At 73.2% G+C, this 26,186-nt stretch carries 22 protein-coding genes; 10 read left to right on the forward strand and 12 right to left on the reverse strand.

Annotation, left to right across the window (positions count from 1 at the left end):
• Window positions 1–8: 8 nt before the first annotated feature.
• A complete protein-coding gene (locus OG500_RS04810) occupies window positions 9–962 on the reverse strand; it encodes a LysR family transcriptional regulator (protein ID WP_329576910.1) in 954 nt (317 codons plus the stop codon).
• 102 nt (window positions 963–1,064) lie between these two features.
• On the opposite strand from OG500_RS04810, the gene OG500_RS04815 reads away from it, so the two are divergent.
• Window positions 1,065–1,958, forward strand: a complete 894-nt coding sequence (locus OG500_RS04815) for an NAD(P)H-binding protein (protein ID WP_329576913.1) — start codon at window positions 1,065–1,067, stop codon at window positions 1,956–1,958.
• Between the two features lie 36 nt (window positions 1,959–1,994).
• Window positions 1,995–2,360, forward strand: coding sequence for a darcynin family protein (locus tag OG500_RS04820; protein WP_329576916.1), 366 nt, complete (start codon window positions 1,995–1,997; stop codon window positions 2,358–2,360).
• A 100-nt stretch (window positions 2,361–2,460) separates the two neighbouring features.
• On the opposite strand, the gene OG500_RS04825 is transcribed toward OG500_RS04820, so the two are convergent.
• Window positions 2,461–3,534, reverse strand: a complete 1,074-nt coding sequence (locus OG500_RS04825; protein ID WP_329576919.1) for a Gfo/Idh/MocA family protein — start codon at window positions 3,532–3,534, stop codon at window positions 2,461–2,463.
• Window positions 3,535–3,615: 81 nt separating this feature from the next.
• Between OG500_RS04825 and OG500_RS04830 the strand changes: the two genes are divergently transcribed.
• Both OG500_RS04830 and OG500_RS04835 read left to right on the forward strand, forming a co-directional pair.
• On the forward strand, window positions 3,616–4,698 hold the full coding sequence (locus tag OG500_RS04830) for an ROK family protein (protein ID WP_329576922.1): 1,083 nt from the start codon (window positions 3,616–3,618) through the stop codon (window positions 4,696–4,698).
• 228 nt (window positions 4,699–4,926) lie between these two features.
• Window positions 4,927–6,345, forward strand: a complete 1,419-nt coding sequence (locus OG500_RS04835; RefSeq protein ID WP_329576925.1) for a sugar porter family MFS transporter — start codon at window positions 4,927–4,929, stop codon at window positions 6,343–6,345.
• A gap of 67 nt (window positions 6,346–6,412) precedes the next feature.
• Here OG500_RS04835 and OG500_RS04840 read toward each other — a convergent pair whose 3' ends face one another.
• Both OG500_RS04840 and OG500_RS04845 read right to left on the reverse strand, forming a co-directional pair.
• Window positions 6,413–6,889, reverse strand: a complete 477-nt coding sequence (locus OG500_RS04840) for a GNAT family N-acetyltransferase (RefSeq protein ID WP_327065101.1) — start codon at window positions 6,887–6,889, stop codon at window positions 6,413–6,415.
• A gap of 43 nt (window positions 6,890–6,932) precedes the next feature.
• Complete coding sequence (locus tag OG500_RS04845) at window positions 6,933–7,820, reverse strand: UTP--glucose-1-phosphate uridylyltransferase (protein ID WP_327065102.1); 888 nt, start codon at window positions 7,818–7,820, stop codon at window positions 6,933–6,935.
• A 272-nt stretch (window positions 7,821–8,092) separates the two neighbouring features.
• Here OG500_RS04845 and OG500_RS04850 point away from each other — a divergent pair, with 272 nt between their 5' ends.
• Window positions 8,093–8,842, forward strand: a complete 750-nt coding sequence (locus OG500_RS04850) for an SDR family oxidoreductase (RefSeq protein ID WP_329576930.1) — start codon at window positions 8,093–8,095, stop codon at window positions 8,840–8,842.
• A gap of 20 nt (window positions 8,843–8,862) precedes the next feature.
• Here the strand turns inward: OG500_RS04850 and OG500_RS04855 are convergent, their stop codons facing one another.
• The gene (locus tag OG500_RS04855; protein ID WP_329576933.1) at window positions 8,863–9,414 is read right to left on the reverse strand and encodes an RBBP9/YdeN family alpha/beta hydrolase; all 552 of its coding nucleotides are present in this window, start codon (window positions 9,412–9,414) and stop codon (window positions 8,863–8,865) included.
• 70 nt (window positions 9,415–9,484) lie between these two features.
• Between OG500_RS04855 and OG500_RS04860 the strand changes: the two genes are divergently transcribed.
• Window positions 9,485–10,219 carry a VC0807 family protein gene (locus OG500_RS04860; protein WP_329576936.1) on the forward strand — a complete coding sequence of 245 codons (735 nt, stop codon included), beginning with the start codon at window positions 9,485–9,487 and terminating at the stop codon, window positions 10,217–10,219.
• A gap of 92 nt (window positions 10,220–10,311) precedes the next feature.
• Here the strand turns inward: OG500_RS04860 and pulA are convergent, their stop codons facing one another.
• Together pulA and OG500_RS04870 are read right to left on the reverse strand one after the other, a co-directional pair.
• Complete coding sequence (gene pulA / locus OG500_RS04865) at window positions 10,312–15,723, reverse strand: pullulanase-type alpha-1,6-glucosidase (protein WP_329587416.1); 5,412 nt, start codon at window positions 15,721–15,723, stop codon at window positions 10,312–10,314.
• Window positions 15,724–15,955: 232 nt separating this feature from the next.
• Window positions 15,956–16,606: a DUF4360 domain-containing protein gene (locus OG500_RS04870; RefSeq protein WP_327065106.1), complete on the reverse strand. Its 651-nt coding sequence runs from the start codon at window positions 16,604–16,606 to the stop codon at window positions 15,956–15,958.
• A gap of 283 nt (window positions 16,607–16,889) precedes the next feature.
• Between OG500_RS04870 and OG500_RS04875 the strand changes: the two genes are divergently transcribed.
• Entirely contained in the window at window positions 16,890–18,251 is a 1,362-nt protein-coding gene (locus OG500_RS04875) for a DUF5685 family protein (RefSeq protein WP_329576940.1), read from the forward strand.
• A 55-nt stretch (window positions 18,252–18,306) separates the two neighbouring features.
• On the opposite strand, the gene OG500_RS04880 is transcribed toward OG500_RS04875, so the two are convergent.
• On the reverse strand, window positions 18,307–19,002 hold the full coding sequence (locus tag OG500_RS04880; RefSeq protein WP_327065108.1) for a type 1 glutamine amidotransferase domain-containing protein: 696 nt from the start codon (window positions 19,000–19,002) through the stop codon (window positions 18,307–18,309).
• 185 nt (window positions 19,003–19,187) lie between these two features.
• Window positions 19,188–19,580 carry a nuclear transport factor 2 family protein gene (locus OG500_RS04885; RefSeq protein WP_327065109.1) on the reverse strand — a complete coding sequence of 131 codons (393 nt, stop codon included), beginning with the start codon at window positions 19,578–19,580 and terminating at the stop codon, window positions 19,188–19,190.
• A gap of 91 nt (window positions 19,581–19,671) precedes the next feature.
• Between OG500_RS04885 and OG500_RS04890 the strand changes: the two genes are divergently transcribed.
• Window positions 19,672–20,241, forward strand: a complete 570-nt coding sequence (locus OG500_RS04890) for a PadR family transcriptional regulator (RefSeq protein ID WP_329576943.1) — start codon at window positions 19,672–19,674, stop codon at window positions 20,239–20,241.
• A 41-nt stretch (window positions 20,242–20,282) separates the two neighbouring features.
• Here OG500_RS04890 and OG500_RS04895 read toward each other — a convergent pair whose 3' ends face one another.
• Together OG500_RS04895 and OG500_RS04900 are read right to left on the reverse strand one after the other, a co-directional pair.
• A complete protein-coding gene (locus OG500_RS04895; protein WP_329576946.1) occupies window positions 20,283–20,945 on the reverse strand; it encodes a lysophospholipid acyltransferase family protein in 663 nt (220 codons plus the stop codon).
• Window positions 20,946–21,083: 138 nt separating this feature from the next.
• The gene (locus tag OG500_RS04900) at window positions 21,084–21,488 is read right to left on the reverse strand and encodes a GNAT family N-acetyltransferase (RefSeq protein WP_329576949.1); all 405 of its coding nucleotides are present in this window, start codon (window positions 21,486–21,488) and stop codon (window positions 21,084–21,086) included.
• Between the two features lie 57 nt (window positions 21,489–21,545).
• Between OG500_RS04900 and OG500_RS04905 the strand changes: the two genes are divergently transcribed.
• Together OG500_RS04905 and OG500_RS04910 are read left to right on the forward strand one after the other, a co-directional pair.
• The gene (locus OG500_RS04905) at window positions 21,546–22,412 is read left to right on the forward strand and encodes an alpha/beta hydrolase family protein (protein ID WP_329576952.1); all 867 of its coding nucleotides are present in this window, start codon (window positions 21,546–21,548) and stop codon (window positions 22,410–22,412) included.
• Window positions 22,413–22,783: 371 nt separating this feature from the next.
• Window positions 22,784–23,179 carry a transglycosylase SLT domain-containing protein gene (locus OG500_RS04910; RefSeq protein ID WP_442789107.1) on the forward strand — a complete coding sequence of 132 codons (396 nt, stop codon included), beginning with the start codon at window positions 22,784–22,786 and terminating at the stop codon, window positions 23,177–23,179.
• 191 nt (window positions 23,180–23,370) lie between these two features.
• Here OG500_RS04910 and OG500_RS04915 read toward each other — a convergent pair whose 3' ends face one another.
• A complete protein-coding gene (locus OG500_RS04915) occupies window positions 23,371–26,001 on the reverse strand; it encodes a SpoIIE family protein phosphatase (RefSeq protein WP_327065115.1) in 2,631 nt (876 codons plus the stop codon).
• Window positions 26,002–26,186: the final 185 nt, after the last annotated feature.

A 26,186-nucleotide genomic window follows, 5' to 3' on the forward strand; every position in this document is an offset into this window, starting at 1 on the left:
GCCCGGCATCAGCCGGTCGGACTCCCGGGGGTGCGCAGGGTTCGGCGGACGGCGTTGCGGAGCCAGTGGTGGGCCCGGTCGGCCGTATGGCGGGGGTGCCAGGCCATGCCGATGGTCACGGGCGGCAGTGCCAGCGGGATGTCCAGCAGGTGCAGTCCGAGGGCGACGGCGTCGCCGGTGAGCGGCGAGGGGGCGGCGCCGGGGAGTGCGGCGGGTACCAGGCAGACGAAGTCGCTGCGCGCGGCAAGGGTCATGGCGGCCAGGTGGCTGGGGACGACGATGCCGACCCGCCGCCCGAGGTCCTGCGCGGCCAAGGCGGTGTCGAGGGGGCCGGTGAACCGGCCGCGGCGGCTGACCGCGACGTGCTGGGCGGCGGCGAGCCGGGCCGGGGTCAGGGGTCCTTCGGTCAGCGGATGGCCGGGCCGTACGGCCGCCACCATCCGGAGGCTGACGAGTTCCTCGACCCTGGTCTCGGGGTCCGCATGGTCGATGGACCCGACCTCCAGGTCGATCCGGCCGTCGCGCAGCGCGGGGCCGGCCTCCAACTCCTCGGCCCGGAGACGGAACGAGACCCCCGGCGCCTCCTGCTCGGCCAGGCGCAGCAGTCCGGGGGCCAGGGCCGCGCCGACCAGGTCGGCGGTCTGCAGGGTGAAGGTGCTGCGCAGGACGGCGGGGTCGACCCCGGTCCCGGGGCTGAGCAGCGCTCCCAGGCGCTGCACCACGGCTGCGGCCTCCTCGCGCAGCTCCTGGGCGCGCGGGGTGGGGACCATGGTCTGCCCGGCCCGGACCAGCAGCGGGTCCTGCAGGGTGCGGCGCAGGCGGGCGAGCGTGCGGCTCATGGCGGCGGGCGAGGTGTGCAGGCGGGCGGCGGCCCGGGTCACGCTGTGCTCGGCCAGCAGGGCGTCCAGCGCGATGGCGAGGTTGGCGTCGAGGGACGGATCCGGGCTGTTCACCAGCATCATTCCATTTCAGTCAATGATTCCGTGCTGAAGTTCCCATTGTGGCAACACCATGCTCCTTCGCAGGATGGGGGTGTACCGACCGGCACGACCTGCGAGGTTTTCATGATCGTCATTACTGCTCCCACCGGGAACATCGGCCGCCACCTGCTCTCCCGGCTCCTGGAGTCCGCCCCCGCCGCGGGCGAGGACCTGCGCGTGATCGTGCGCGACCCCGCCCGGCTTCCGGACGCGGCGCGCGGACGCGTCGAGGTGGTCGTCGGCTCGCACGGTGACGCCGAGGTCGTCGACCGGGCCTTCGAGGGTGCGGACGCCGTCTTCTGGCTCGTCCCCCCGGTCCCCGCCGCGACCCCGCAGGACGCCTACAGCGGCTTCAGCGGACCCGCCGTGAAGGCGTTCGCCGCCCACGGCGTCGGCCATGTCGTCGGCGTCTCCGCGCTCGGCCGCGGCACCCCGCTCGCCGACCGGGCCGGCCTCGTCACCGCCACCCTCGCCCTGGACGACCTCATCGCGGAGAGCGGCGTCGCCTACCGGGCCCTGGCCAACCCGTCCTTCTTCGAGAACCTCCTGGAGGAGGCCGACTCGATCCGCGAGGAGGGCGTCTTCACCGACTCCGCCGACGCCGACCGCAGGGCTCCGCTCGTCGCCACCGCCGACATCGCGGCCGCGGCTGCCGGGCTGCTGCTGGACCGCTCGTGGACCGGCAGCGGCAGCGTCCCGGTCCTCGGCCCGCAGGACCTGTCCCCCAACGACCTGGCCCGGATCATGACCGAACAGCTCGGCCGCCCCGTGCGCTACGAACGCCAGCCGCTCGACGAGCTGCACACCACCCTCGTCGGCTACGGCCTCACCGAGGCATTCGTCCAAGGCATCGTCGACATGAAGCGGGCCAAGGACCAGGGCCTGGACACCGGCGTCGCGCGCACCCCGGGGACCGCCTCCCCCACCGGCTTCGAGCAGTGGTGCGCCCAGACCCTCAAGCCCGCCGTCCTCTCCTGAGGCCCACCACCCGCCACCCCCTTTGGAGGAACCCTGATGACCACGGCACGAACCGAACCACCGGTCACGGCATTCATGCTCGTCAAGACCACACCCGAGTGGCTCGCCCTGACCGTCGAACAACGCGTGGAGGCCTTCACCACCCAGGTGCTGCCCACGATCGAGGCCAGGACCACCGGCGTCCGGTCGCGCTTCTACGACACCGAGTTCTACTCGGCGCGGGTCACCGACGTCTGGGTGTGGGAAGCCGACGACCACCACGCCTATCGGCTCCTGATCGACGCGCTGCGTGAAACGCCGTTCTGGGACCGCTACTTCGAGGTCGTCGACCTCCTCGTCGGCACCGAGAACGGCTACGCCCGCACGTACGGCCTCGAACCCGTCGCCACCATCACCACCTGAACCACCTGACCGGCCTGGACCACCCGAACCGCCCGGACCACCGCCCGGACCACCGCCCGGCCTGACGCCGTGCCGGCCGGTCCGGGCCGGTCATCGGGTCTCAGCCGCCCAGCTCGACCGTGCGGCCCGAGGCGGCGGAGCGGCGGGCGGCCTCCAGCACGGTGAGCACGGCCACCGCGTCCGCGGGGTCGACCGGGGCGGGCGCACCCTCGCGCAGCGCGGTGACCAGGCCGGCGTAGAACGCGGGGTAGTCACCGGGCAGCGAGGGGTGGGGCCTGGCGCCCTCCGGGGTGCCGAGCAGGCCCCAGTCCGCCTCGGGCACGGCGCCCCAGCCGGGACCGGGGCGCGACCCGGCGCGCAGCGCCGCCTCCTGCGGGTCCAGGCGCGGGGCGGTGAAGGCCGCCCGGTCACCCAGGACGCGCAGCCGCGGGCCCGGCTGCCCGGCCAGCGCGCTCATCCACAGGTGGGAGCGGACGCCGCCGGCGTGGGTCAGCGCGAGGAAGGCGTCGTCGTCCACCAGCGCGCCGGGCCGCCGGGCGTCGATCTCGGCGTACACCCCTTCGGCCGGGCCGAAGAGCCGCAGTGCCTGGTCGACCAGGTGGCTGCCCAGGTCGTGCAGGATGCCGCCGGCCCACGCGGGGTCGGGGCTCTCCCGCCACCCGGGGGCGGGCGCCGGGCGCCAGCGCTCGAAGCGGGACTCGAAGCGGTGCACCGTCCCGAGCGCCCCCTGGGCCAGCAGGTCCTGGAGCGTGCGGAAGTCGGCGTCCCAGCGGCGGTTCTGGAAGACCGTCAGCAGCAGGCCCAGCTCCCGGGCCAGCTCGACCAGGTCGCGCGCCTGCGCGGCGGTCGCGGCGAGCGGCTTGTCGACCACCACGGGCAGACCGGCCGCCAGCGCGGCGCGGGCCACCGGCACGTGGGTGTGGTTGGGGGAGGCGATCACCACCAGGTCCAGGTCCGCCGGGTCGGCGAGCAGCTGCCCGGTGTCGGCGACCACCTTGACGCCCGGGTGGTCGCGCAGCGCCTCGGCCCGGCGTCCGGGGTCGGCGGTGACGATGCTGTGCAGCCGCAGGCCGGGCGTGGTGGCGATGAGCGGGGCATGGAAGGCGCGTCCGGCCAGGCCGTAGCCGACCAGGGCGACGCGCAACGGGGTGCTGGTTTCGGTGGGGGTACCCATGGGGACCAGTTAAGCAACACTGTTTCCTAAGTGCAACGGACGCCGGCCGAGCACCCCGGACCCGGCCGCAGAATGGTCCCCATGGACACACCGCACGCCGGCAGCAACCTGACCGGGCTCCGCGACCACAACACCGCGCTGGTCCTGAGCCTGCTGCGGGCCGCCCCGCAGGGCAGCAGCCGGGTGGAGCTGGCAGCCGGGACCGGCCTCACCCCGCAGGCGATCGGCAAGATCGTGGCCCGCCTGCTGGCCGCCGCGCTGGTCGAGGAGGACGGGCGCGGCGCCTCCACCGGCGGCAAGCCGCGCACGCTGCTGCGGCTGCGCCCGGCGGCCGGCTTCGCGGTCGGCGTCGAGCTGGACCGCCACCGGACCACCGTGCTGCTGGTCGACCTGTGCGGCGGGATCCGGCACCGCGCCACCGCGCCCACCGGCCTGGCGGACGCGCCGCCGCGGCAGACCGTCGAGCTGATCGCCGCCCTGGTGCGCGAGGTCGCCGCGACGGCCCCGGCCGGCGCGGACCTGCTCGGCGTCGGCGTCGGCTGCCGGGGCCCGCTCGACCACGCGCACGGCGTGCTGCACCGCCCGGCCGGCCTCGCATCCTGGGACCGCTTCCCGCTGCGGGAGGCGCTCGCCGAGCAGTTGGCCCCCTGGCCGGTGCGGCTGGACAAGGACACCAACACCGCCGCGCTGGCCTGCGCCGGGCCCGGCCACACCGCCTACCTGCACTTCGGCGACGGCCTGGGCGCGGCCCTGCTGCTGAACGGGGCGCTGCACCGCGGCGCCCGGACCAACGCGGGCGAGTTCGGCCACCAGGTGGTGCAGCTCGACGGCCCGCCCTGCAGCTGCGGCTCGCGCGGCTGCCTGGAGGCGCTCTGTCTGGCGGCCGTGGCCACCGGCGACCACCGGGCGGCGGCCCGGCTGCTGGCGGTGGGTGCGGCCAACCTCGTGCAACTGCTCGACGTCGACCGGGTGCTGCTCGGCGGACCGGTCGTCTTCGCCCACCCCGAGCTGTACCCGGCAGAGATCGCCGACGGGCTGGCGGCGCGGCTGCCGGACCGGGAGTGGCAGCAGGTGCCGGTCTCGCTCACCCCCGCCGGCCCGGCCGCCGTGGCACTCGGGGCCGCCGAGCTCGCGCTCGGCCCGCTCTTCGGGCGCCGCGACTGAGGCCACCCGCCGTGCTCCAATCGACAGCCGACTTCAGCGCTGAACTGTCATGCCCACATCAGTTCAATTCTTGATGAAACTTACCCAGAGCCGACCCCGGCTCGAGCCGGGAATGTCGGCAGTTATGCTCTAGTTCTCAAAGTCGAACTGGACAATGGCGTCCCAGTCAGATTCATTACCTGAACGCCAGAAGTCCTGTCACGTTCCCCAGGGACAAGGAGCGTTCAGGTGACCAGCACCGCCCAAGCGCCGCAGGTCCGCAGGCCAGGAGCCTCGGACAATCTCGGACACGTCATCTTCATCACGGCCGCCGCGGCAATGGGCGGGTTCCTCTTCGGCTACGACAGCTCCGTGATCAACGGCGCCGTCGCCGCGATCCGGGACAAGTACCACGTCGGCTCGGGCGCCCTCGCCCAGGTGGTGGCCATCGCCCTGATCGGCAGCGCGATCGGCGCGGCGCTGGGCGGCCGGCTGGCCGACCGCCTGGGCCGGATCCGGGTGATGCAGATAGCCGCCGCCCTCTTCACGGTCAGCGCGGTCGGCTCGGCGCTCCCGTTCTCGCTCTGGGACCTCGCCCTGTGGCGGGTGCTGGGCGGCATCGGCATCGGCATGGCCTCGGTGATCGGCCCCGCCTACATCGCCGAGGTGGCACCGCCCGCCTACCGCGGCCGGCTCGGCTCCTTCCAGCAGGCGGCGATCGTGATCGGCATCGCCGTCTCGCAGCTCGCCAACTACGGCATCCTGCAGGCCGCCGGCGGCAACCAGCGCGGCCACGTGCTGGGCCTGGAGGCCTGGCAGCTGATGCTCGGCGTCATGGTGCTGCCCGCCGCGCTCTACGGGCTGCTCTCCTTCGCGATCCCGGAGTCGCCCCGGTTCCTGATCTCGACCGGCCGGATCGACCGCGCCAAGGCCGTCATCGCCGAGGTGGAGGGCGCCGGCGCCGACCTGGACGCCCGGGTGGCCGAGATCGAGCACGCCATGCGCAGCGAGCACCGCTCCACCTTCAAGGACCTGCTCGGCGGGCGCTTCGGCCTGCTGCCGATCGTCTGGGTCGGCATCGGCCTGTCGGTCTTCCAGCAGCTGGTGGGCATCAACGTCGCCTTCTACTACTCCTCGACGCTGTGGCAGTCGGTGGGCATCGACCCCAGCTCCTCGTTCCTCTACTCCTTCACCACCTCGATCATCAACATCATCGGCACGGTGGTCGCGATGGTCTTCGTCGACCGGGTCGGCCGCAAGCCGCTCGCGGTGGTCGGTTCGGTCGGCATGGCGCTCGCGCTGGCCCTGGAGACCTGGGCCTTCTCCGCCCGCACCGGCGCCGACCACGCCCTGCCGCACGGCCAGGGGATGCTGGCGCTGATCGCCGCCCACGCGTTCGTCTTCTTCTTCGCGCTCTCCTGGGGCGTGGTGGTCTGGGTCATGCTCGGCGAGATGTTCCCCAACCGGATCCGCGCGGCTGCGCTCGGTGTGGCCGCCGCCGCCCAGTGGGTCGCCAACTGGCTGATCACGGTGACCTTCCCGACGCTCTCCGGCTGGAACCTCTCCGGCACCTACGTGATCTACGCGGTGTTCGCGGTGCTCTCGGTCCCGTTCGTGCTCAAGTTCGTCCGGGAGACCAAGGGCAAGTCCCTGGAGGAGATGGGCTGATCGCCCCTCCGTCCGCCGGCCACCGGCCCGCCCCGGTGCCGCTCACGGCACCGGGGCGGGCCGGCGTTCACCCGACGGCCCGGCGGTAGACCTGCCGCGAACCGCCCTCCGGGCCCGGGTCGGTGGGCTCGCCGGCCGTGAAGCCGAGGCGCTCGTAGAAGACCCGCGCCCCGCTGGCGACGGCGCCCGGATGGTCGGCGCCGAAGGTGACGACCTCCAGGCTGCCCGGCCCCCGCACGAACCGCCGGGTCGCCGCCGCCATCAGCGCCCGGCCGACGCCCGTCCCGCGCGCCCGCTGCGAGACCACCAGCCAGTGCACGTGGTAGGTCGGCGCCTCGGCCCCGAACAGCAGCCCGCCCAGGAGAGGCCCTGGCAGCTCCGGCCCCGTGCCGACGGCGACCAGTGCCGTCGCGCTCCGGATCTGCCGCTCCACGGCGCGGTGGAAGCCGGGCTCCGCCACCATCGGGCCGAACCAGTGCTCGACCTCGGCGGCCAGGCCGAGGAAGCCGTCGACGTCCTGCTCGCGCGCGAGTCTGATGATCATTCGGGCAGTCTGGCAGACCAGGCGCCCGCCCCTGGGCCGTGGCCTACTCGGCGGCGGGCACCAGCTTGCGCAGCGCGGGGCCGTACTCGGGGTGCGCGAGGCCGAAGGCGACCTGGGCGCTGATGTAGGCGAGCGGGTTGCCGGTGTCGTACCAGGTCCCGTCGATCACCTGGCCGTACACCGCCCGGCCCGCCGCGTAGCGGTTGATCGCGTCGGTCAGGTAGATCTCGCCCACCGGGTTCTCGTGCCAGCGCCGGGTGGCCTCGCGCAGCTCGTCCACGATGCCCGGGGTGATCACGTAGCCGCCGATCGCGGCGTAGGCGGACGGCGCCTGGTCCGGCTTCGGCTTCTCGACCAGACCGGTGATCCGCAGCGAGCCCTCGCCGAGGTCCTCCTTCACCACGGGCACGCCGTAGCGGTGGGAGTCGACGGGATCCATCGGCATCAGCGCGAGCACCGGCGCGTTCGTCTTCTCGTACGCCGTGATGAGCTGCTGGGCGCGCGGGACCTCGGAGACGAAGACGTCGTCGGGCCAGATCACCAGGGCGGCCTCGTCGAGGTGGCGGTAGGCGTTCAGGACCGGGGTCCCGTTGCCGTACGGGCCGTGCTGGTCGAGGTAGGTGATGTGACCGAGCCGGGACAGCTCACCGATCTCGCGCACCGCCTCGGCGTACCCGTCCTTGCCGTCCGCCCGGAGCTGGGCGACCAGCGCGGGGTTGGGCCGGAAGTGCTCCTGGATCATGCTCTTGCCGCCGGAGATCACGATGGTGATGTCGGTGATCCCGGACTCGATCACCTCGCGCACGGTGTGCTCGATCACCGGCCGGTCACCGACGATCAGCATCTCCTTCGGGACCGCCTTGGTGGCCGGCAGCAGCCGGGAACCGAGGCCCGCGGCGGGGATGATGGCGCGACGGATGGTGCTGGGCATGGGCTGCTCGCTTTCGTCTCACTCCACGTCTCACGCGCTGGTGCGAGCCCAGCGTGCCACGGCGGGCGGCCGGGCCCCCAATGACCGACTTCCCGTCACCAACGGTCCACGTCAGGGCAGTCGGGCGGACCCCTTGAGGCACGCGCCGCCCGGAGTGACGCTGCTCACACGCACCACCATGGCGCGGGATGTCACACCTGCGGCAGCTCCGTTGTCCTCCTCGGCGAGGACGTTCCGTGGTGGAGCGTCCCGCGAGGAGAGGACCGGAAGCGATGACCACGATCCTGGTGACCGGCGGCACCGGAACGCTCGGGCGGCTCGTCACCGAGCGGCTGCGGGCGGGCGGGCACAAGGTCCGCGTGCTCAGCCGGCACGCCGAGCCCTACGCCGTCGACCTGCGCGAGGGCGGCCCCGGGCTCACGGCGGCGGTCACGGGTGCGGAGGTGGTCGTCCACTGCGCCTCCACCCCGCGCGGCGGGGACGAGAAGGCCGCGGCGAACCTGATCGCGGCGGCCCGCCGGGCCGGGGTCGCCCATCTGGTCTACATCTCGATCGTCGGCGTCGACCGGGTCCCGCTCGGCTACTACCGGGCGAAGCTCGCGGTGGAGGAGCAGGTGGCGCAGTCGGGGCTGGGCTGGACCGTGCTGCGCACCACGCAGTTCCACGACCTGGTGCTCCAGGTGCTGCAGACCCTGGCGAAGCCGCCGGTGATGCTGCTGCCGGCCGGGATCAGCGACCAGCCGATCGCGGTGGCGGAGGTCGCCGACCGGCTCACCGGCCTCGCCCTGGCCGCCCCCGCCGGACGGGTGCCCGACATGGGCGGCCCCGAAGTGCACACCCTGGCCGAGCTGGTGCGCGCCTACCAGCGGGCGACCGGGCGGCGCCGTCCGCTGCTCAACGTCCCGCTGGCGGGCAAGGCCTACCGCAGGCTGCAGGCGGGCGGGCATCTGACGCCGGAGCGGGCGGTGGGCACGGGCACCTTCGAGGAGTTCCTGGCGGAGCGCTTCCCGGCGCGCGGCTGACGACGGGCCCCAGCGGCGGCTCAGCCGGCGGTGGCGACCAACTGCTCCAGCAGGGCCCGGCCGGCGGGCCACTCCCCCAGCCCGGAGGCGCTGTTGATGTGGCCGGCCGCGGCCAGCTCGACGTACTCGGCGCCCCAGGCGCGGGCGAAGCCGGCCGCGCGCTCCGGGGCGCAGTACGGGTCGTCGTCCGAGCCGACCACCAGCGTCGGGAACGGCAGCCGCGTGGTGGGCACCGGGGCGAAGGGGCTCAGCGGCAGGTCCTCGATGCGCTCCACGTCCGCCGGGGCCACCAGCAGCGCGGCCCGCACCCGCCCCGCCCGCTCCGGCTGGGCCGCCGCCCAGTGGGCGACGGTGGCGCAGCCCAGGCTGTGCGCGACGAGCACGACGGGCAGCTCCGCGCCGGCCACGGCCGCGTCCAGGGCGGCGACCCAGTCGGCGCGCTCGGGCGCCAGCCAGTCGCGCTGCTCCACCCGGCGCCAGTCGGGCTCGGCGGCCTCCCACCGGGACTGCCAGTGCTCGGGGCCGGAGCCGTCGTAACCGGGGACGACCAGGGTCTGCCAGCTGTCCGTCATCGCGCGCGAACTCCTCGGGTGGTACTCGGTTCTCCCCCGCGGCGGCACGGACACCGCCGCGGCAGCAGCCATGATCACACAGCCTGGTTTCGGGCTGCCCGCGCGAGGAAGAACCTCCCCGTGCGGTTCTGCGCCTTCGACCCGGTACGCGAGCCGTGACCGCCCCGAGCGCACGGCCCGGCGGACGTCGGCTGCTGCTGACCACGCTGATCGACATCGCGGCGCCGATCGCCCTCTTCTACGGCCTGCGGGCGCGAGCACCTTCCTCGCGCTGCTGGCCGGCTCGCTCTCCCCCGCCGCGAGTGTCGCGGTGCAGTGGGTGCGGGCGCGGCACCTGGACGCGATGGCCGCGTTCGTCGCGGGTGTGATGCTGCTGAGCGTGGCGGCCTCGCTGGTCAGCGGGAGCACCCGGTTCATGCTCGCCAGGGACGGCTGGGTGACGGGGCTGGCCGGTCTGTGGTTCCTGGCGTCGGTCCGCGCGCGGCGGCCGCTGGTGTTCCTCGGCGGCCGACCGCTCCTGGAGGGGCGCTTCCGCTCCGACGGCACCTCCTGGGACGTCCTGTGGGAGCGCGAGCCGTCCTTCCGCCGGATCTGGCGGGTGTCCACCGTCATCTGGGGCACCGCGATGCTCGCGGACGCGGCGGCCCGCATCGTGATGGCCTACACGCTGCCGGTGGACGCCGTGCCCGGGCTCGGCGGCCTGCTGTGGCCGGTGACGCTGGTGCTGCTCCAGCTCGTGAACGGCGTCTACTACGAGGTCGCGGGCCTGTGGCGGCTCACCGCCGGCGCCGGCACCGGAGACTGACCGGCCGTATCCCTCGCCGACGCGGTGCACCGCCCCGGCACGGCCGTGCGCCGGCCCCGCGGTTCGCGGGACCGGCGCACGTGTAGCGTTCACTACTGCTGGACGAAGACCGCCACCGTCCTCGCCGGCACGGTGAAGGTGCCGGTGGTGGCGTCGAAGGCCGAGGTCTTCACTACCGGGTCCGCGCCGCCGGCCTGGGCCGGGTGCAGCTGCTCGGCGCTGCCCGCCAGGGCGGGCAGGGTCTGGCGCTGGGCGGTGGGGGTGGCGTTGAAGACCACGGTGACGGAGCGGTAGGTGGGCAGCCCGGCGCCGTCGAGGTGGAGGGTGAGCACGCCCGGGACCTCGCCGGGGGTACCGGAGAGCGGGTAGCTCAGCCGCCGCTGGACCTCGGCCGCCGTGGCCAGCGAGAAGAGCGGGGTGGACTGCTTGATCCGCAGGAACTGCTGGTACTGCTGCGAGGCGGCGTTCTCGGCCGAACAGCCGGGCACCAGCGCGGGGTTGGCGAGCAGCGGCTGGGCGTAGGGCCAGGAGGACTGGTTGCCGGAGGCCGGCGGCAGGCCGCGGCCGAAGCCGTTGCCCTGCGCGCAGTTCCACTGGATCGCGTTGAACCAGTCGCCGCTGTCGTAGGAGTTGGCGTCCAGCGACTTGGAGCGCAGCCGGTCGCTGCCGGCGACCGCGAAACCGGGGCCCTGGGAGAGCGCGGTGGTGGCCAGGGCCAGGGACTGCATCCGGGCCCGGTCGGCCGCCGAGGTGCCGGTCGGCAGCTTGTAGGCGAGCGCGTCGTAGAGGGTGAGGTTGTCGTGCGCGTCCACGTAGGTGACCGCTTCGCCGGGGTTCGCGGTGTAGCCGGTCGGGGAGCCGTTGTAGTCGACCTCCGAGCCGGTGACGGCCTTTCCGGCACTGTCGGTGAAGGAGTAGGCGGCCAGGTTGCCGGTCAGGCCGACCTTGAGCTGGTCCATCGCGTGCAGCAGGGCGGCCTTCTGCTGGTCCGGACTCCCGTTGGCCGCATCGCCGTTGGGGTCGGTGAAGAGCCCGGAGGCGAAGCCCTGCAGGCGCGGGTCGGTGTCGAACGGGCCGCCACCGCGCACGGCGTCGCGCTGGCGGTCGTTGAAGGTGGCGATGCCGGTGCCCGCCATGTTGGCCTGGGTGGCCTGGGTGAAGCGGGCGTCGTTGGCCACCACCCCGAAGTTCCAGCCCTCGCCGTAGAGGAATTCGCTGCGGCCGGTCTGCTGGAGCGAGGACTGCACGTCGAGCATGGTCTGCTTGGGGTCCAGACCCATCAGGTCGAACCGGAAGCCGTCCACGTGGTACTGGGTCGCCCAGGTGCGGGTGGAGTCCACCACGAGCTTGTTCATCATGGTGTGCTCGGGCGCGGTGTCGGCGCAGCAGCTGTCGGTGGTGACCGCGCCGGTGGCCGAGAGCCGCTGGTAGTAGCCGGGCACGATCTGGTCGAGCACCGAGTGCGGGTCCTGGCCGGAGGCGGCGGTGTGGTTGTAGACCACGTCCATCACCACCCGCAGGCCCACCTGGTGCAGGGCGGCGACCATCCGGCGGAACTGCTCGGTGCGGGCGGCACCGTCCGGGTTCGTCGCGTAGGAGCCCTCGGGGACGGTGTAGTGGTAGGGGTCGTAGCCCCAGTTGTAGGCGTCGGTGGCGGCCGTCCTGGCCACGCAGGCCTGCTGCTGCGGCGAGTCGGCGGGGTAGGAGGCGAGGTCGCAGGGCGGGGTGGACTGCTCGGACTTCGCCTCGGGGACGGAGCTGAAGTCGAAGGCGGGCAGCAGGTGGACGGTGGTGACGCCCGCCTTGGCGAGGGCCGCCAGGTGCTTCATGCCGTCGGAGTTCAGGTCGGTGAAGGCCAGGTAGCTACCGCGGTCGGCGGCGGGCACGGTGGTGTCGGCGACCGAGAAGTCGCGCACGTGGAGCTCCTGGACCTCCTGCTGCCCGGCGCTGATGGCCGGCGGCGACTGCTCGCCGCGCCAGCCGGCGGGCGCGGTGGCGGGGTCGTCGAGGTCGACGATCTGGCTGCGCTTGGAGTCGGTGGACAGCGCCAGTGAGTACGGGTCGGTGACGTGGTTGGTGACGACCCGCTGCACCGAGGGGGCCCAGACGGTGACCTGGTAGAGGTAGTACTTGCCCTTCCAGGAGCCGTTGCCGCTCGCCGACCAGACGCCGGTGGCGTCGTCGCGCTTCATGGCGACCAGGTGCGGGGTGGTGGCGGTGGCGCTGTCGTAGAGCTCCAGGCTGACGCTGGCGGCGGTCGGGGCCCAGACGGACAGGCGCACCGCGTTGCCGCTGACCACCGGGCCGAGCTGGGCCTTGCTCGCCTTCGCGCCGTAGACCGCGTCCAGCACGCCGGGGGTCTGCACGCCGGTGGCGGCGAGCAGCGCGCCGTTCGCCTCGCGCTCGGTCATGATCAGCTGACCGCGCAGCGCGGTCGCCGTCCGCTGGGTGTCGCGGGGGTCGACGGTGAAGGCGGCGTAGCCCTTCAGCTCGGGGTGGGCGGCCAGTTGGGCCGCCGTCAGGCCGCTTGCCCGGGGCAGCAGCCGCAGCCAGTAGCCGGGGTCGGTGAGGTCGCCGTCCTTGACGGCCAGTGCGCCGGTGGGCGAGTGGACGAGTTCCGCCGAGGCGCCGGCGGCCAGGTTCTGGCCGAAGCCCCAGCCGGCCGGGACGGCGACCGTGGTGGCGTCGATCCACTGGGCCTTGGCCTGGGTGAGGTCGAGGTCGGCGGCGGAGGCGGTGGGCTGCGGCAGGATGTAGCCGGGTGTGCTGTCGGTGATCCAGACCTCGCGTCCGCTGACGGCGAAGTTCAGCTCCTGGTTGTCCGGCAGGTCCTTGGTGTCGCCGTTGTGCAGGATGTAGTCGAGCACGGTGGCCCCGGGCGCCAGCGGCACGGTGAAGACGTCCCCGAACGCGTCGGTCCCCGAGGGCTGCAGCGGGCCGGTCCAGCTGGTGGGGTTCGCCGCGCCGGTCCAGTCGTGCAGGCCCCAGCCGGCGTAATTTCCGTCGGCGCGGTGGTAGTGCAGGATCGCGGTGTTCGCCGGAACCGGCGGCGTGCTGCCGGGGTTGCTGGTGTAGGTGGTCGGGTCACCGGAGTTCACCCAGGCCTCGCCGGTGGCGGACAGGTCGATGGACCGGTCCGCGGCGCCGTCCTTGGTGCCGTTGTTCTCCACGATGAAGCCGACGCCTGCCGCGCCGGGCTTGACCTTCACGTAGGCGAAGGCGCCGTAGGCGTCACGGCCGACGAAGGGGTGGCCGGCCGGCCAGCTGGTGCCCTCGCCGTCGGCGAGGTCGCCCCAGGCGTAGAGGTTCCAGCCGGTGTAGTTCCCGTCGGCGCGGTGGTAGTGGACGACCGCGTAACTGCGGTTCGCAGCCGTGGGCCTGGTCACCGGCGCGGGCGTCCCGACGCTGGTGCTCGCGGTGGCGTCGGCCAGCCGGCCGGCGCTGTCCTGGACAACCGCCTTGTAGCGCACGGTCGTTCCGGGGGCCACGCCCGCGAGGTTCTGGGTGACCTGGTAGGGCGCGTGGTCGGCGGTGCCCAGCGTCTGCCACGGGCCGTTTCCGACGGCGGCGGCGAAGGTCACCCGGTCGAAGCCGCCGCCGGGGACGCTCGCGGCCACGGTGGCGGTGCCGGTCGCGCCCGCGGCGGGGGCGGTGAGGGTGACGGCGGGGCCGGCCGCGGGCTTGGCCAGCCTGCCGGCCGCCTTGTAGACGACGGCGGACTGCGCGGGAACGGTGATCGCCAGCCTGCTGTCCGCACCTGTGGTGAGGGCACCGGCCGGGGCGCCGTAGAGGGGGTCGAAGCGCATGCCCGCCGAGTAGGTGGGGAGGCTGACGCTCTGCGCACTGGTCGCGTTGTTCACCGCTACCAGGTACTCGACCTGCTGCTTCTCGTCGATCCGGGAGAAGGCGTACACCCCGGGCCCGTTCGCGGCGTAGCGCTCGACCTGCGCGCCGTCCGCCAAGGCCGGGTTGGCCTTGCGCAGTTGGGCGAGGCCGGCGATGGTCGCGTACAGCGGAGTGTCGGTGCCGTAGCGGTCGGCGGAGCCGCCCGCGCCGCCGATGACGGTGTCGCTGTTGTACTCGCCCACCTGGGAGGCGAACATGTCCTGCCGCGCCGACTTGTCGCCGCCGGTGCCGGTGAAGCCCTGCTCGTCACCGTAGTAGACGACGGGCTGGCCACGGGTCAGGAACTGCAGCTGCTGGGCGAGCTGGTCCTTCTTCAGCAGCTCGGCGTTGCTGTCGTTCGGGTTGGCGGACTGCAGGAAGTAGCCGATCCGGCCCATGTCGTGGTTGCCGAGGAAGGTCGGCAGCTCATAGGCGTTGGTGTCGGCGCTGGTGTACTTGTAGTCGTCGGCGTACAGCGAGGACAGCGCCCGGGCGGACCCGCCGTTCGCGACGTAGCTCTGCGCCGCCGACTGGAACGGGAAGTCCAGCGTGGCCTGCAACTTGCCCTGGGTGACGTACGAGGAGGTGGTGGAGGTGTCGCTGTCGTACACCTCACCGAACATGAAGAAGTTCCGGTTGCCGTGGTCGGCCGCGAACTTCTTCAGCGCCGGCGCCCACTGCTGCCAGAAGGCCATGTCGACGTTCTTCACGGTGTCGATCCGGAAGCCGTCGACACCGGTGTTCTTCACCCAGTCCTCGTAGACCTTCTCGAACCCCTGGACGACGCGCGGATCCTGGGTGTCCAGGTCGTCCAGGCCGGAGAAGTCGCCTTCGGTGCCGGACTCGCCGGTGAAGGTGGAGTTGCCCCGGTTGTGGTAGAGCGTCGGGTCGTTGAGCCAGGCCGGGCTCTTCGCGGTGGCGTCGCCCGGCTTGTCGAAGACCGGCGTGTAGGGGAAGGAACTCGTGTTCAGCTTCGGGTAGTTCGACGTGCCGTTGGCCGCGTTGGCGTTGGCCATGGCGGTGGTGTCCACCGGGCGGCCGTCGGCGTCCAGGGTCGGGTAGGCGCCGGTGGAGCGGTAGTCCTGGCTGCCCTGCGCGTAGTCGATGACGTCGGCGGTGTGGTTGGTGATGACGTCGAAGAAGACCTTCATGCCCATCGCGTGGGCCTTGTCGATCAGCTGCTTGAGCTCGGCGTTGGTGCCGAAGTGCGGGTCGACCTGGGTGAAGTCGGTGATCCAGTACCCGTGGTAGCCCGCTGACGCGGCGTCACCCGTGCCCTGCACCGGCTTGTTCTTGAAGATCGGCGCCATCCAGATCGCGGTGGTGCCGAGCTTCTTGATGTAGTCCAGCTTGCCGATCAGGCCGTTGAGGTCCCCGCCGTGGTAGAAGCCCTTGTCGGTGGGGTCGAAGCCGTTGTCCATCCGGCCACCGGTGATCCCGCCGGTGTCGTTGCCGGTGTCGCCGTTGGCGAAGCGGTCCGGCAACACGAAGTAGTACTGCTCACGGGTCAGATCGTGCCGGTCCGGGGTGGCCGCGAGCGACCGGTCGGACGGCGCGGCGGGCAGCGCGGCCGCGGCGGCCGGTGCCACCGCGGCGAGGACCGAGGCCGGCGCTGCCATCGGCGCGAGGAGTGCGGCCGAGACGATCAGGCTGCGGAATCTGGCTCTTCTGACCACGCGGGCTCTCCCTTGAGGCGGCGTCAGCGATGCGGCAAGTAGGGAGAACGTACTGTTCGCAAGATATTTCAGCAAGATGCAGAAAAGGTTTCCATCAAGTGGCCCCCGGCACGCCACAGGCATGCCGGGGGCCACCGGAGCAGCCGTCAGCGGCCGCCGGTCGTACCGGTCGCGCTCAGCTGACGCACTGTTCCCAGTCGAGGTGATAGATGGTGGTGAGGCTGCCGTCGGTGGAGTCCATCGTCACGAAGCTGGTGGTGCTCGGATCCGACGAGCCCGCACTCACCCGCAGCTGGGTGTTGATGTTCAGATCCCGGGTCGCACCACAGGGCGCCCAGACGAGCGAGGCGATGGTGGTGGTGTCGCTGGCCTGCCAGTTGTCGTCCATCGGCCCGGTGAAGCTGTGGGTCGCCGTGGCGGTCTGCGGCTGCCCCTGGAAGTAGTAGTTCGCCCCCTCCTGCGCGCTGGCGCCGCTGGCGAGGTAGGCGTAGCCGCGGTAGTCCGCCTCGGCGACGGCGTAGGTGAAGCCCTGCGGGGCGTTCACCTGGACGGTGAGCTGACAGTTCTTCCGGAAGTCGGTGGGGCCGGAGCCCGCGCCGGCCTGGGCGAGGTAGTTGCTGTAGGTCACGGTGAAGGCCGTGTCGTCGGGCGAGGTGGCGACCGCCGCGGTCCCGGCCGGGCAGCCGGAGCCGTTGACGCTGACGAGCCCGATGGTGAATCCCGGTGGTGTGACATCGACGGTCCGGGCATGCGCGGCGGTACCGCACAGGAGGGACGCGGCAAGCAGCGTGGCGGCCGTGCCGCCCGTCGCGAGTGCTCGAAGCATGGGGCGATTCCCTTCGATCGATCCCGTGGTTCGGACTGCGGGGAACATTACGTGTCCACGACAGGAAACTCCATGGGTCGGACGACACAATGTCACCGGTCGATCACAATGAGGCACTTCCGGCCAGGCGGCCCGGACGGCCACGACGGCCGACGCCACGGGGAGCAGGACCGCGCGGGCCCACCGGCTCCCTCAGCACCCGTCCGTGCTGGTCAGACTGTCGGGTCGTAAGATACGCGACGTCCAGCGCGGGCCGTCCGGGCCCATGCTCACGAGGGGGATCGTGTTCGGAATCATCAGGCCCTGCCGCCACCATCTGTCCGAGCGGCTGCGGACCTCCTGGATGGCCCACCTGTGCGGCCTGTGCCTCGCACTGCGCGACGACCACGGACAGCTGGCGCGCACCGCCACCAACTACGACGGCCTGATCATCTCGGTGCTGGTCGAGGCTCAACGGCCCACCGCCGACCCGACGGGACGCCGGACCGCCGGACCGTGCCCGCTGCGCGGGATGCGCACCGCCGAGGTGGCCCGCGGCGAGGGCGCCCGGCTCGCGGCCTCGGTGTCACTGGCCCTCGCCTCGGTGAAGATGCGCGACCACGTCGCCGACCGCGACGGTGTGTTCGCCCGTCAGCCGGTGGCGCTCGGCGCCCGCGCGGTGGCCCGCCGCTGGGACCGGCAGAGTGCGGGCAGCGGCTCGACGCTCGGCTTCGACACCGGCGTGCTGCTCACCGCCGCCGCCCGCCAGGTCGAGCTGGAGCGCGACGCGGCGCCGGGCAGCCCCGTCCTGCTGGTCACCGAGCCGACCGAGAGCGCGACCTCGGCCGCCTTCGCGCACACCGCCGTGCTGGCCGGGTGCCCGCACAACGCCGACGCCCTCGCCGAGGCCGGCCGCCTGTTCGGCCGGCTGGCCCACCTGCTGGACGCCGCCGAGGACCAGGCGGAGGACGCCGCCACCGGCGCCTGGAACCCGCTCACCGCGACCGGCACCGACCGCGCGGAGGCCGAACGCCTCTGCCGGGACGCGGTGCACGGCATCCGACTGGCGCTGGGCGAGGTCGAGTTCACGGACCGCGCGCTGGTGCACGTGCTGCTCGCGCACGAGACCGGGCGGGCGGTGGACCGCGTCTTCCGCGCTCCCCGCCTGCAGACGCCGTACGGCCCGGGCCCGCACCAGGACCAGCCGCCCCACCCGCCGTACCCGAACGCGCCCTACCCGAACGCGCCTTATCCGAACGCGCCGCAGCACCCGAACCCGTACCAGCAGGACCCGTACCAGGGGCAGCCGCCCGGCTACGGCGCCCAGCCGCCGTACGGGCCGGGCGACCCGGGCGGCTTCGGCGGCCCGGGTGGACCGGGCGGCCCCGGCGGGCTGCCGTTCGGCCCGGGCGGCGGCGGCGGCGAGAAGCGCCCGCCCCGGCGTTCCGCCCTGGCCGGCTGCGCGATGTGGACGCTGATGGCCTGCACCTGCCAGCTGCTCTGCTGCGACCACGACGACCCGTGGAGCCGCGAGCGCACCAAGGGCTGGTGCGAGCGCCACCCGGGCTGCTGCGACGGCTGCGAAGGCGGGCTCGAGTGCTGCAACGGCTGCTGCCAGGGCATCGAATGCTGCGAGTGCTGCTGCAGTTGCGGCGACTGCAACTGACAGCCGCCGACCGCATCGCCCCGAGACCCGGCCACTGAAGCAGTGACCGGTCCCCTCAGGGCAGCATCTTCAGCAGTTCCGCAGCCGCCGGGGCCGCCGAGGCGGGGTTCTGTCCGGTGACCAGGTTGCGGTCGACCACCACGTGCGGCGCCCAGGGCTCACCCTCCTGGAAGTCCACGCCGAGCTGGACGAGACGGTCCTGCAACAGCCACTTCGCCCGCTCGGCGAAACCGGCCTGGACCTCCTCGACGTTGGTGAAGGCGGTCAGCCGGTAGCCCGCGAACGGCGAGTCGCCGCCCTGGCCCCCGGTCGCCAGCAGCGCGGCCGGGCCGTGGCAGACGACGCCGAGCGGCTTGCCGGAGCGCAGCGTGAGGGTGAGCAGCGCGCCGGAGTCGCTGTCGACGGCCAGGTCCTCCATCGGTCCGTGGCCGCCCGGATAGAAGACGGCGTCGTAGCCGCCCGGCACCACGTCCTCCAACTTGATCGGGTGCTGGAGCTCGGTCATCGCCGCGAGGGCGGCCGCGACCTTCTGCGCGCCCTCCTCACCGCCGTTGAACTCGGGCGCGAGGCTGCCCTGGTCCACCGACGGCACCACGCCGTCCGGCGTGGCGACGACGATCTCGTGGCCGGCCGCCCGGAACGCCCGGTAGGGGGCGACGGCCTCCTCCGCCCAGAAGCCGGTGGGGTGCTTGGTGCCGTCCGCCAGTGTCCAGTGGTCGGCACCGGTCAGTACGAAAAGGATCCTTGCCATGGTCTGATTCACTCCGAGGGTGGTGGCCATGTGGTCCGCACCCTGACGCTCCGCACACGCAGGCCAGGGTGCTGCTGCCCTCGACGGTAGACCTGACCCGGCGTCAGCAACCAATGCAAACGCCGATACCGGCTATCGGCATACGGGTGTCGACATTGTGCGGCTCCCGAGCGACCACCGGTCGGTCACCGCCCGACCGCCTCCGCGGCGATCCGGTCGAACTGCGCACCCATCGCCTCGGCCAGCGCCTGCGCGGCGGAGAGCGGGCGGACCATGACGGTGAACTCGTCGATCTTCCCGTCCTCGTCGAAGTGCAGGATGTCGCAGCCCTGGACCTGCTTGCCGGACACCGTCGCGGCGAAGACGAGGACGTGGTCGCGGCCGTCCGGGTCGGCGATCTCGCGCACATAGTGGAAGTCCTCGAACACGCGCAGCACACCGCGCAGGATCGCCGCGGTGATCGCCTTGCCGGGGTAGGGCTTGAAGGCGACGGGGCTGGTGAAGACGACGTCCTCGGCCAGCAGCGCTGCCACGGCGTCCTCGTCGCGGTCCTCGACGGCCTTGCGGAAGGGGTGCATCGGCGAGCCCTCATATTCAACTAAGTGACTAGGTGTGTGGGTGATTATGCGGGCCGCCGGGCCTCCCGTCCAGGGCTGCTAGGTTGGCGCGATGGCATTGCGCAACGCGGTGATGGCCGCCCTGCTGGAGGGCGAGGCATCGGGATACGACCTCGCCAAGGGCTTCGACGCCTCGGTCGCCAATTTCTGGATGGCCACCCCCCAGCAGCTCTACCGCGAGCTGGAGCGGATGGAGGGCGAGGGGCTCATCTCCGCCCGCCTCGTGGAGCAGGAACGACGACCCAACAAGCGGGTCTTCTCCCTCACCGAGGCAGGCCTGGCAGCCGTCCACGCCTACACCACGCAGCCCCCCGGCCGCCCCACCACCATCCGGGACGAACTCCTGGTCAAGGTGCAGTGCGCCGACGCCGGCGACAGCGCGGCGGTACGCGCGGCCATCATCGAGCGCATCGCCTGGGCCAGCGCCAAGCTCGCCCGCTACGAACGCCTGCGCACCCGCCTGCTGGACGGCCGGACCGAGGAACAGCACCTCGCCACCGCCGGCCGCGTCGGCCCCTACCTCACCCTGCTGCGCGGCATCGCCTTCGAACGCGAGAACATCCACTGGGGCGAACTCGCCGTCCGCGTCCTCGACCAGCGCACCCCGCCAGACCCGACGTAACGGCAGCCGCGGAAGGCCACGAGGACCGCGCCCCCACCGGGTCACCGCGCCGGCCGCCACCGCTCAGCCGCATGCTCGGCCGCCTGGCGCCAGGCGGCGGCGACCGCCTGCTGGGCCGTGGCGCTCGCCGGTCCGGGGTCACCCGTCAGCCGGACCGGCGGGCCCACGTGGACGTGCAGGGCGGGGCGGCGCAGCGGGGCGGTGAGGATGCCGGCGAGCTGCTTGGCGGAGTTTCCGGAGCTGAGGCGCCGGGCGCCGGCCTGGCCGAGCGGCACCACCGGGGCGCCGGTGGCCTGCGCGAGCCGCGCCAGGCCGCTGCGGAAGGTGCCGGGCGCGGCCTCGCCGGCGTCGCGGCGGTGCGGCAGGCCGCCCTCGCCGTAGATGAGGACGAGCCGCCCGCTCGCCAGCGCCTGCGCCGCCGCGTCCAGCGACTCGGCCGCCCGCCGGGTGCCGCGGTGCACGGGGATGTGGCCCTCGCGCTCCAGCGCGCGACCGAGCCCGGGTATCCGCCAGAGGCCGGCCGTGGCCAGCACCACCGGGCGCACGCCCAAGCGGTGCAGCGCGGCCAGGACGACGGCCGGGTCCGCCAGCGAGGTGTGGTTGGCCGCGACGATGCTCCCGGGGGCGAGTTCGGCCCGGTCGTCGGTACTGATCGTCAGCGTCCCGAAGAGCGGCACGACGGTGGTGGCAATGCGACCGAGCATGGCGGATCCCTAAGACCTCGGAGCGTGGTGGCGCGCGCTGCGCCGTGCCCGCCATCCTGCCGCCCCCGCCCGTGGTGCACCTGAGCACCCGTACTCAGGTGCACCGGGGAGGCCGGTCGGGCCCCGCGCCCGGCCGGCTCACAGGCGCAGCAGCCCGGCCGCGGTCGGGCTGAATCCGCAGCCCTTATAAAAGGAGTCCAGGTGCGGCTCGTAGTCGACGTGCAGCCATCGGGCGCCGCGGGCCCGGGCCTCAGCGGCGGCCGCGCGCACCAGTCGTGTGCCGAGGCCGTTGCGGCGTTCGTCGGGGTGCACGGTGGTGTCGAGGATGAAGGCGTGCACGCTGCCGTCGCCGACCACGTTGACGAAGCCGACCAGCCGGTCGGCGCGACGCGCCGCGATCCACGCGAGGCTGCGGGAGAGCACGGGGGCGAAGGAGGTCGGCCGGTGGCCCGGCCAGGAGGCGCCGAAGAGCTCGTTCAGTTCGGCGTCCGTCAGGGCCGGGCACACTGCCAGCAGCTCAGGGGGAGGGTCGCTCGGCACCATGGCGTGCAGGCTACCGTGGTGACACACCATCAGCTCGAGCGGCCCAGGGAGCAGCCGATGACCGAGCAGCCCACCGGAGTGATCACCGGCACCGCCGCCGGTGTGCCGTTCACCGCGCTGGCGCCGGCCGGCCCGCGCCGGCGCCCCGCGCCGCTGATCGTCACCTGGCACATGATGGACGCGCCCTGCAGCGACGCCGCGTTCGCCGCGGCGCTCCCGATGGCCGGGGTGCCGGCCTGGCGGGTGCACCTGGGGATGCCGCTGTGCGGGCGCCGGATGTCGGCGGACGGGATGGCGGCGGTACTCGCGCTCTCCCGGCAGGACACGATGCTGGCGTACGTGGAGCCGATGGTGCGGCAGGCCACCGAGGAGTTCCCGGCGGCGCTGGCCGCGCTGCGCGAGCGGTTCGCGCCGGCCGAGGGGCCGATCGGCGTGGTGGGCGGCTCGCTGGGCGGGGCCGTGGCCCTGCAGGTGCTGGCGCGGCAGGAGGTCGCGGTGGCCGCGGCCGCGCTGGTCAATCCGGCGGTCAGGGCGCGATCGGTGGTCGAGCTCGTGGAGCAGGCGAGCGACCGGCCCTACGGGTGGACCGCGGCCTCGCGTGCGGCGGCCGGCCGCCTCGACTTCGTGGCCCGGGCCGGTGACCTCGCGGGCGGCCCGTCGCAGCCGGTGTCGCAGCCGGCGCTGCTGCTGGTCAGCGGCGAGCTGGACTTCCCCGGTCTGCGGACGGACGCCGCCGAGCTGGTCGCCGCGCTGCGCGAGCGGTACGCCGAGCCGGAACGGGTCCGGCTGACCACCGTGGCCGGCCTCGCCCACCCGCTGGCCGAGCGCCCCGGTCTGGAGCCGGCGCCGCAGCTCCCGGTGGCCAAGGCCGTGGACGAGACAGTGAGCGCGTGGTTCCGGCAGCATCTCACCCCGGGACTGTGACCCAGGCCTCTTTCAGGCCATGATCACGACTACCCGGAGTACCAGTAACCGGACGTGCAGCAACGGGGCACGGTGAGGGTACTCACACGGTCGGGGCCTCTACGACGATGCGTAGGAGACGAGCCCGGCCAGCGCGACCGCGGACGAGCCCGCGAGCACGACCCATCGACCTACGACGCGGCGTCGTAGGTCACACCTCTTGGCCACCGGTGGGCGGCCCGCTAACAATGGCTCAGTCGTCAGCACGAGCCGGCTACCTGCCCAGCCGGCTCTGCTTGCTGCCGCGTCCCGCGCGTCTCCTGTGGCCCTGCCCGGCCTGTGGTGTCAGACGCGCGGGGCGCGGCCCAACCCCGGATGAGGTCTTTTACCCCATGCCCAATTTCAAGCTTCGTATGCGCACTTCCGCCGCGGTTCTTGCCGGCGCCGCCGGTCTGACCGCGCTGGCCACCGGCCTGATGCCGGCCACCGCCTCCGCGGCGACCCTGTCCCCGCAGGCGATCGCGGCCCAGGTCGTGCCCGCCAACCAGCTGGCCTCCTTCAGCCAGATCATCTCCCACGAGTCCAGCTGGAACGTGACCGCCACCAACGCCTCTTCGGGCGCCTACGGCCTGGGCCAGGCCCTGCCGGGCTCCAAGATGGCCTCGGCCGGCGCCGACTGGCGGACCAACCCGAAGACCCAGATCGTCTGGGCCTACGACTACATGAACAGCCGCTACGGCAGCCCGAACGCCGCGTGGTCGTTCTGGCAGAGCCACCACTGGTACTAAGCCGGCCCACTGCCGGGTACCACTGGTCACCGAAGACTTTCCCTGCGGACGAGTCCCCGCGCCCTGCTCCCCCGGAGCCGGCGGCGGCCGGGCTCGTCCGCAGTGCGTTGTCCGGCGGTGCGTTGTCCGCCAGGGCGTTGTCCGGCGCTCCCCCGGCGTCACCGGCTCCCCGCCAGCACCGGCAGCACCGGCTACTGCGGATACTCCAGCACCTGCTCCGCCCAGATCACCTTCCCGGTCGCCGTGTGCCGCGTCCCCCACCGCAGCGCGAACTGGGCGACGAGGAACAGGCCGCGCCCGCCCTCGTCCATGCTGGCCGCGTAGCGCAGGTGCGGGGAGGTGCTGCTGCTGTCGGAGACCTCGCAGATCAGCGTGCGGTCGCGCAGCAGCCGCACCTGGATCGGCTCGGTGGCGTAGCGGATCGCGTTGGTGACCAGTTCGCTGAGGATCAGCTCGGTGACGAAGGCCATCTCGTCCAGACCCCACTGGGCCAGCTGCCGGCTGACCGCCGCCCGGACCTCGCCCACGGCCGCCGAGTCGGACGGCACGTCCCACTGCGCCACGTCCTCCGCCCCCAGGACCCGGGTGCGGGCCACCAGCAGGGCGATGTCGTCGGTGGGGCGCGGCGGCAGCAGCGCGTCGAACACGGCGTCGCAGATCTCCTCCGGGCTCCGTCCCGCCTGCCGCAGTGCGCGGCCCAGCAGCGTCAGGCCCTCGTCGATGTCCCGTTCCCGGTCCTCCACCAGGCCGTCGGTGTAGAGCACCAGGGTGCTGTCCTCGGGCAGCAGCAGTTCGGCCGCCGAGAACGGCAGGCCGCCCAGGCCCAGCGGCGGCCCGGCGGGCACGTCGGGGAACTCCACCGTGCCGTCGGGGTGGACCAGCGCGGGCGGCGGGTGGCCGGCCCGGGCCACGGTGCACAGCCGGGAGACCGGGTCGTAGATCGCGTAGAGGCAGCTCGCCCCGGTGACGGCGTCGCCGTCGGCGCTGGCCGTCTGGTCCTGGTCGAGGCGGCTGACCAGCTCGTCGAGGTGGCCCAGCAGCTCGTCCGGCGGCAGGTCCAGGGTGGCGAAGTTGAGCACCGCGGTGCGCAGCCGCCCCATGGTGGCGGCGGCGTGCAGGCCGTGGCCGACCACGTCGCCCACCACCAGGGCCACCCGGGCGCCCGGCAGCGGGATCACGTCGAACCAGTCGCCGCTGACGTCCGCCTGCGCGGGCAGGTAGCGGGAGGCGACCTCCAGGGCGCTCTGCTCGGGCAGGCCGTGCGGCAGCAGGCTGCGCTGCAGGGCGACGGCCATGGCGTGCTCGCGGGTGTAGCGGCGGGCGTTGTCGATGCTCAGCGCCGCGCGGGCGGCGACCTCCTCGCCGATCGACAGGTCGTCCTCGTCGAAGCGGACCGAGGGGTCGGCCCGCCAGAACCGGACCATGCCCAGCAGGACGCCGCGGGCCCGCAGCGGCACCCGGACCACCGAGTGGACGCCGTGCGCCAGCAGCCTGCCGGCCGTCTGCGGATCCTGGGCCAGCCAGCCGGTGGAGGAGCGCAGGTCGGGGTCGAGCATCGCGTGCCCGGTGTCCATGCTCCAGGCCAGCGGGGTGGCGGGCGTGACGGTGATCTCCTCGCCCACCAGATGGAACGGCGCGTCCTCCCGCACGCCGCTGACCGCCACCCGGAGCATCGGCCCGCCCTCGCCCGGCGCCGGCTCCTCCCCGCGCAGCACGGCGGGTGCGAGGTCGACGGTGACGTAGTCGGCGAAGCGCGGGACGGCGAAGGAGGCGAGCTCCTCGGCGGTGCGGGTCACGTCGAAGGTGGTGCCGATGGCGATCGTCGCGTCGTAGAGCAGCTTCAGGCGCTTGCGGGCCGCCTGCGCCTTGTCCGAGACGGCGTGCAGCTCGGTGGAGTCGCGCAGGGTGGCCACGATGCCGTCGGGGCCGCCGTCACGGTCGGTGGGCCGGGTGTTCACCACCAGCAGCCGTTCGCCGGTCAGCAGCACCTCGTCGGTGACCACCTGGCCGGAGGCCAGTTGTTCGGCCGCCTCGCGGTCCAGGCCGAGCTCGGTGACCGGGCGGCCCTCGGCGTCGGCCGGCAGGTCGAGCAGCCGGCGCGCCTCGTCGTTGGCCAGCAGCAGGCGCCCGTTGCCGCCGATGATGAGCACGCCCTCGCGGACCGCGTGCAGCACCGCGTCGTGGTGTTCGTACATCCGGGTCATCTCGGCCGGGCCCAGCCCGTGCGTCTGGTGCAGCAGCCGTCGGCTGGCCAGTGCGGTGCCGACGGTGGCCAGCGCCAGGGCGACGCCCGCGGCGCCGAAGACCAGCGGCAGCTGGTTCTCGACGACCCCGCTGACCTTGCTGATGGTGATCCCGGCCGAGACCAGGCCGACCACCTTGCCGTTGGCGTCGTGGACCGGGACCACGGCCTGCACCAGCGGTCCGAGGGTGCCGGTGAGCTGCTGGACGACCACCTGGCCCTGCAGGGCCGGCTCGTAGGTGCCGACGAACTTCTGCCCGATCCGGGCCGGGTCGGGGTGGGTGTAGCGGATGCCGTCGGTGTTCAGCACCACGATGAAGTCCACGCCGGAGCCCTGCTGGGCCGCCAGCGCGCGTGGCTGCAGGATCGCCGTCGGGTCCGGGGAGGCGAGCGCGGCCACCATCCCGGGCGAGTTCGCGAAGGTCTGGGCGACGGCGACCGAGCGGTTGCGGGCCTCCCGGGTGCTGTCCCGCTGCCCTTCCAGGACCAGCGCCAGCACCGCCGCGACGACCAGCAGCAGGACCACCAGCACCTGGAGTGCGAAGACCTGCCCGGCGACGCTGCGAAAGCCCCGGAACAACCGTGAACGGGGCTTGGAGGACGTCGGGTCGGCAGGCGGCGGCGCCCGCCGGCTCCGCCGGAACCGGCCGGTGGGCGAGGCGTCCGAGGAAGTGACCTTCAACCGGGCCATGCTTTTGGTCTACCCCCGATTCACCTGACCAGGCCACCGGGCGGGCGGCCACGGGCCCCTCGCGGGGTATCCGG

This window comes from Kitasatospora sp. NBC_01250, assembly GCF_036226465.1.
In the GTDB taxonomy this organism is placed as follows: domain Bacteria; phylum Actinomycetota; class Actinomycetes; order Streptomycetales; family Streptomycetaceae; genus Kitasatospora.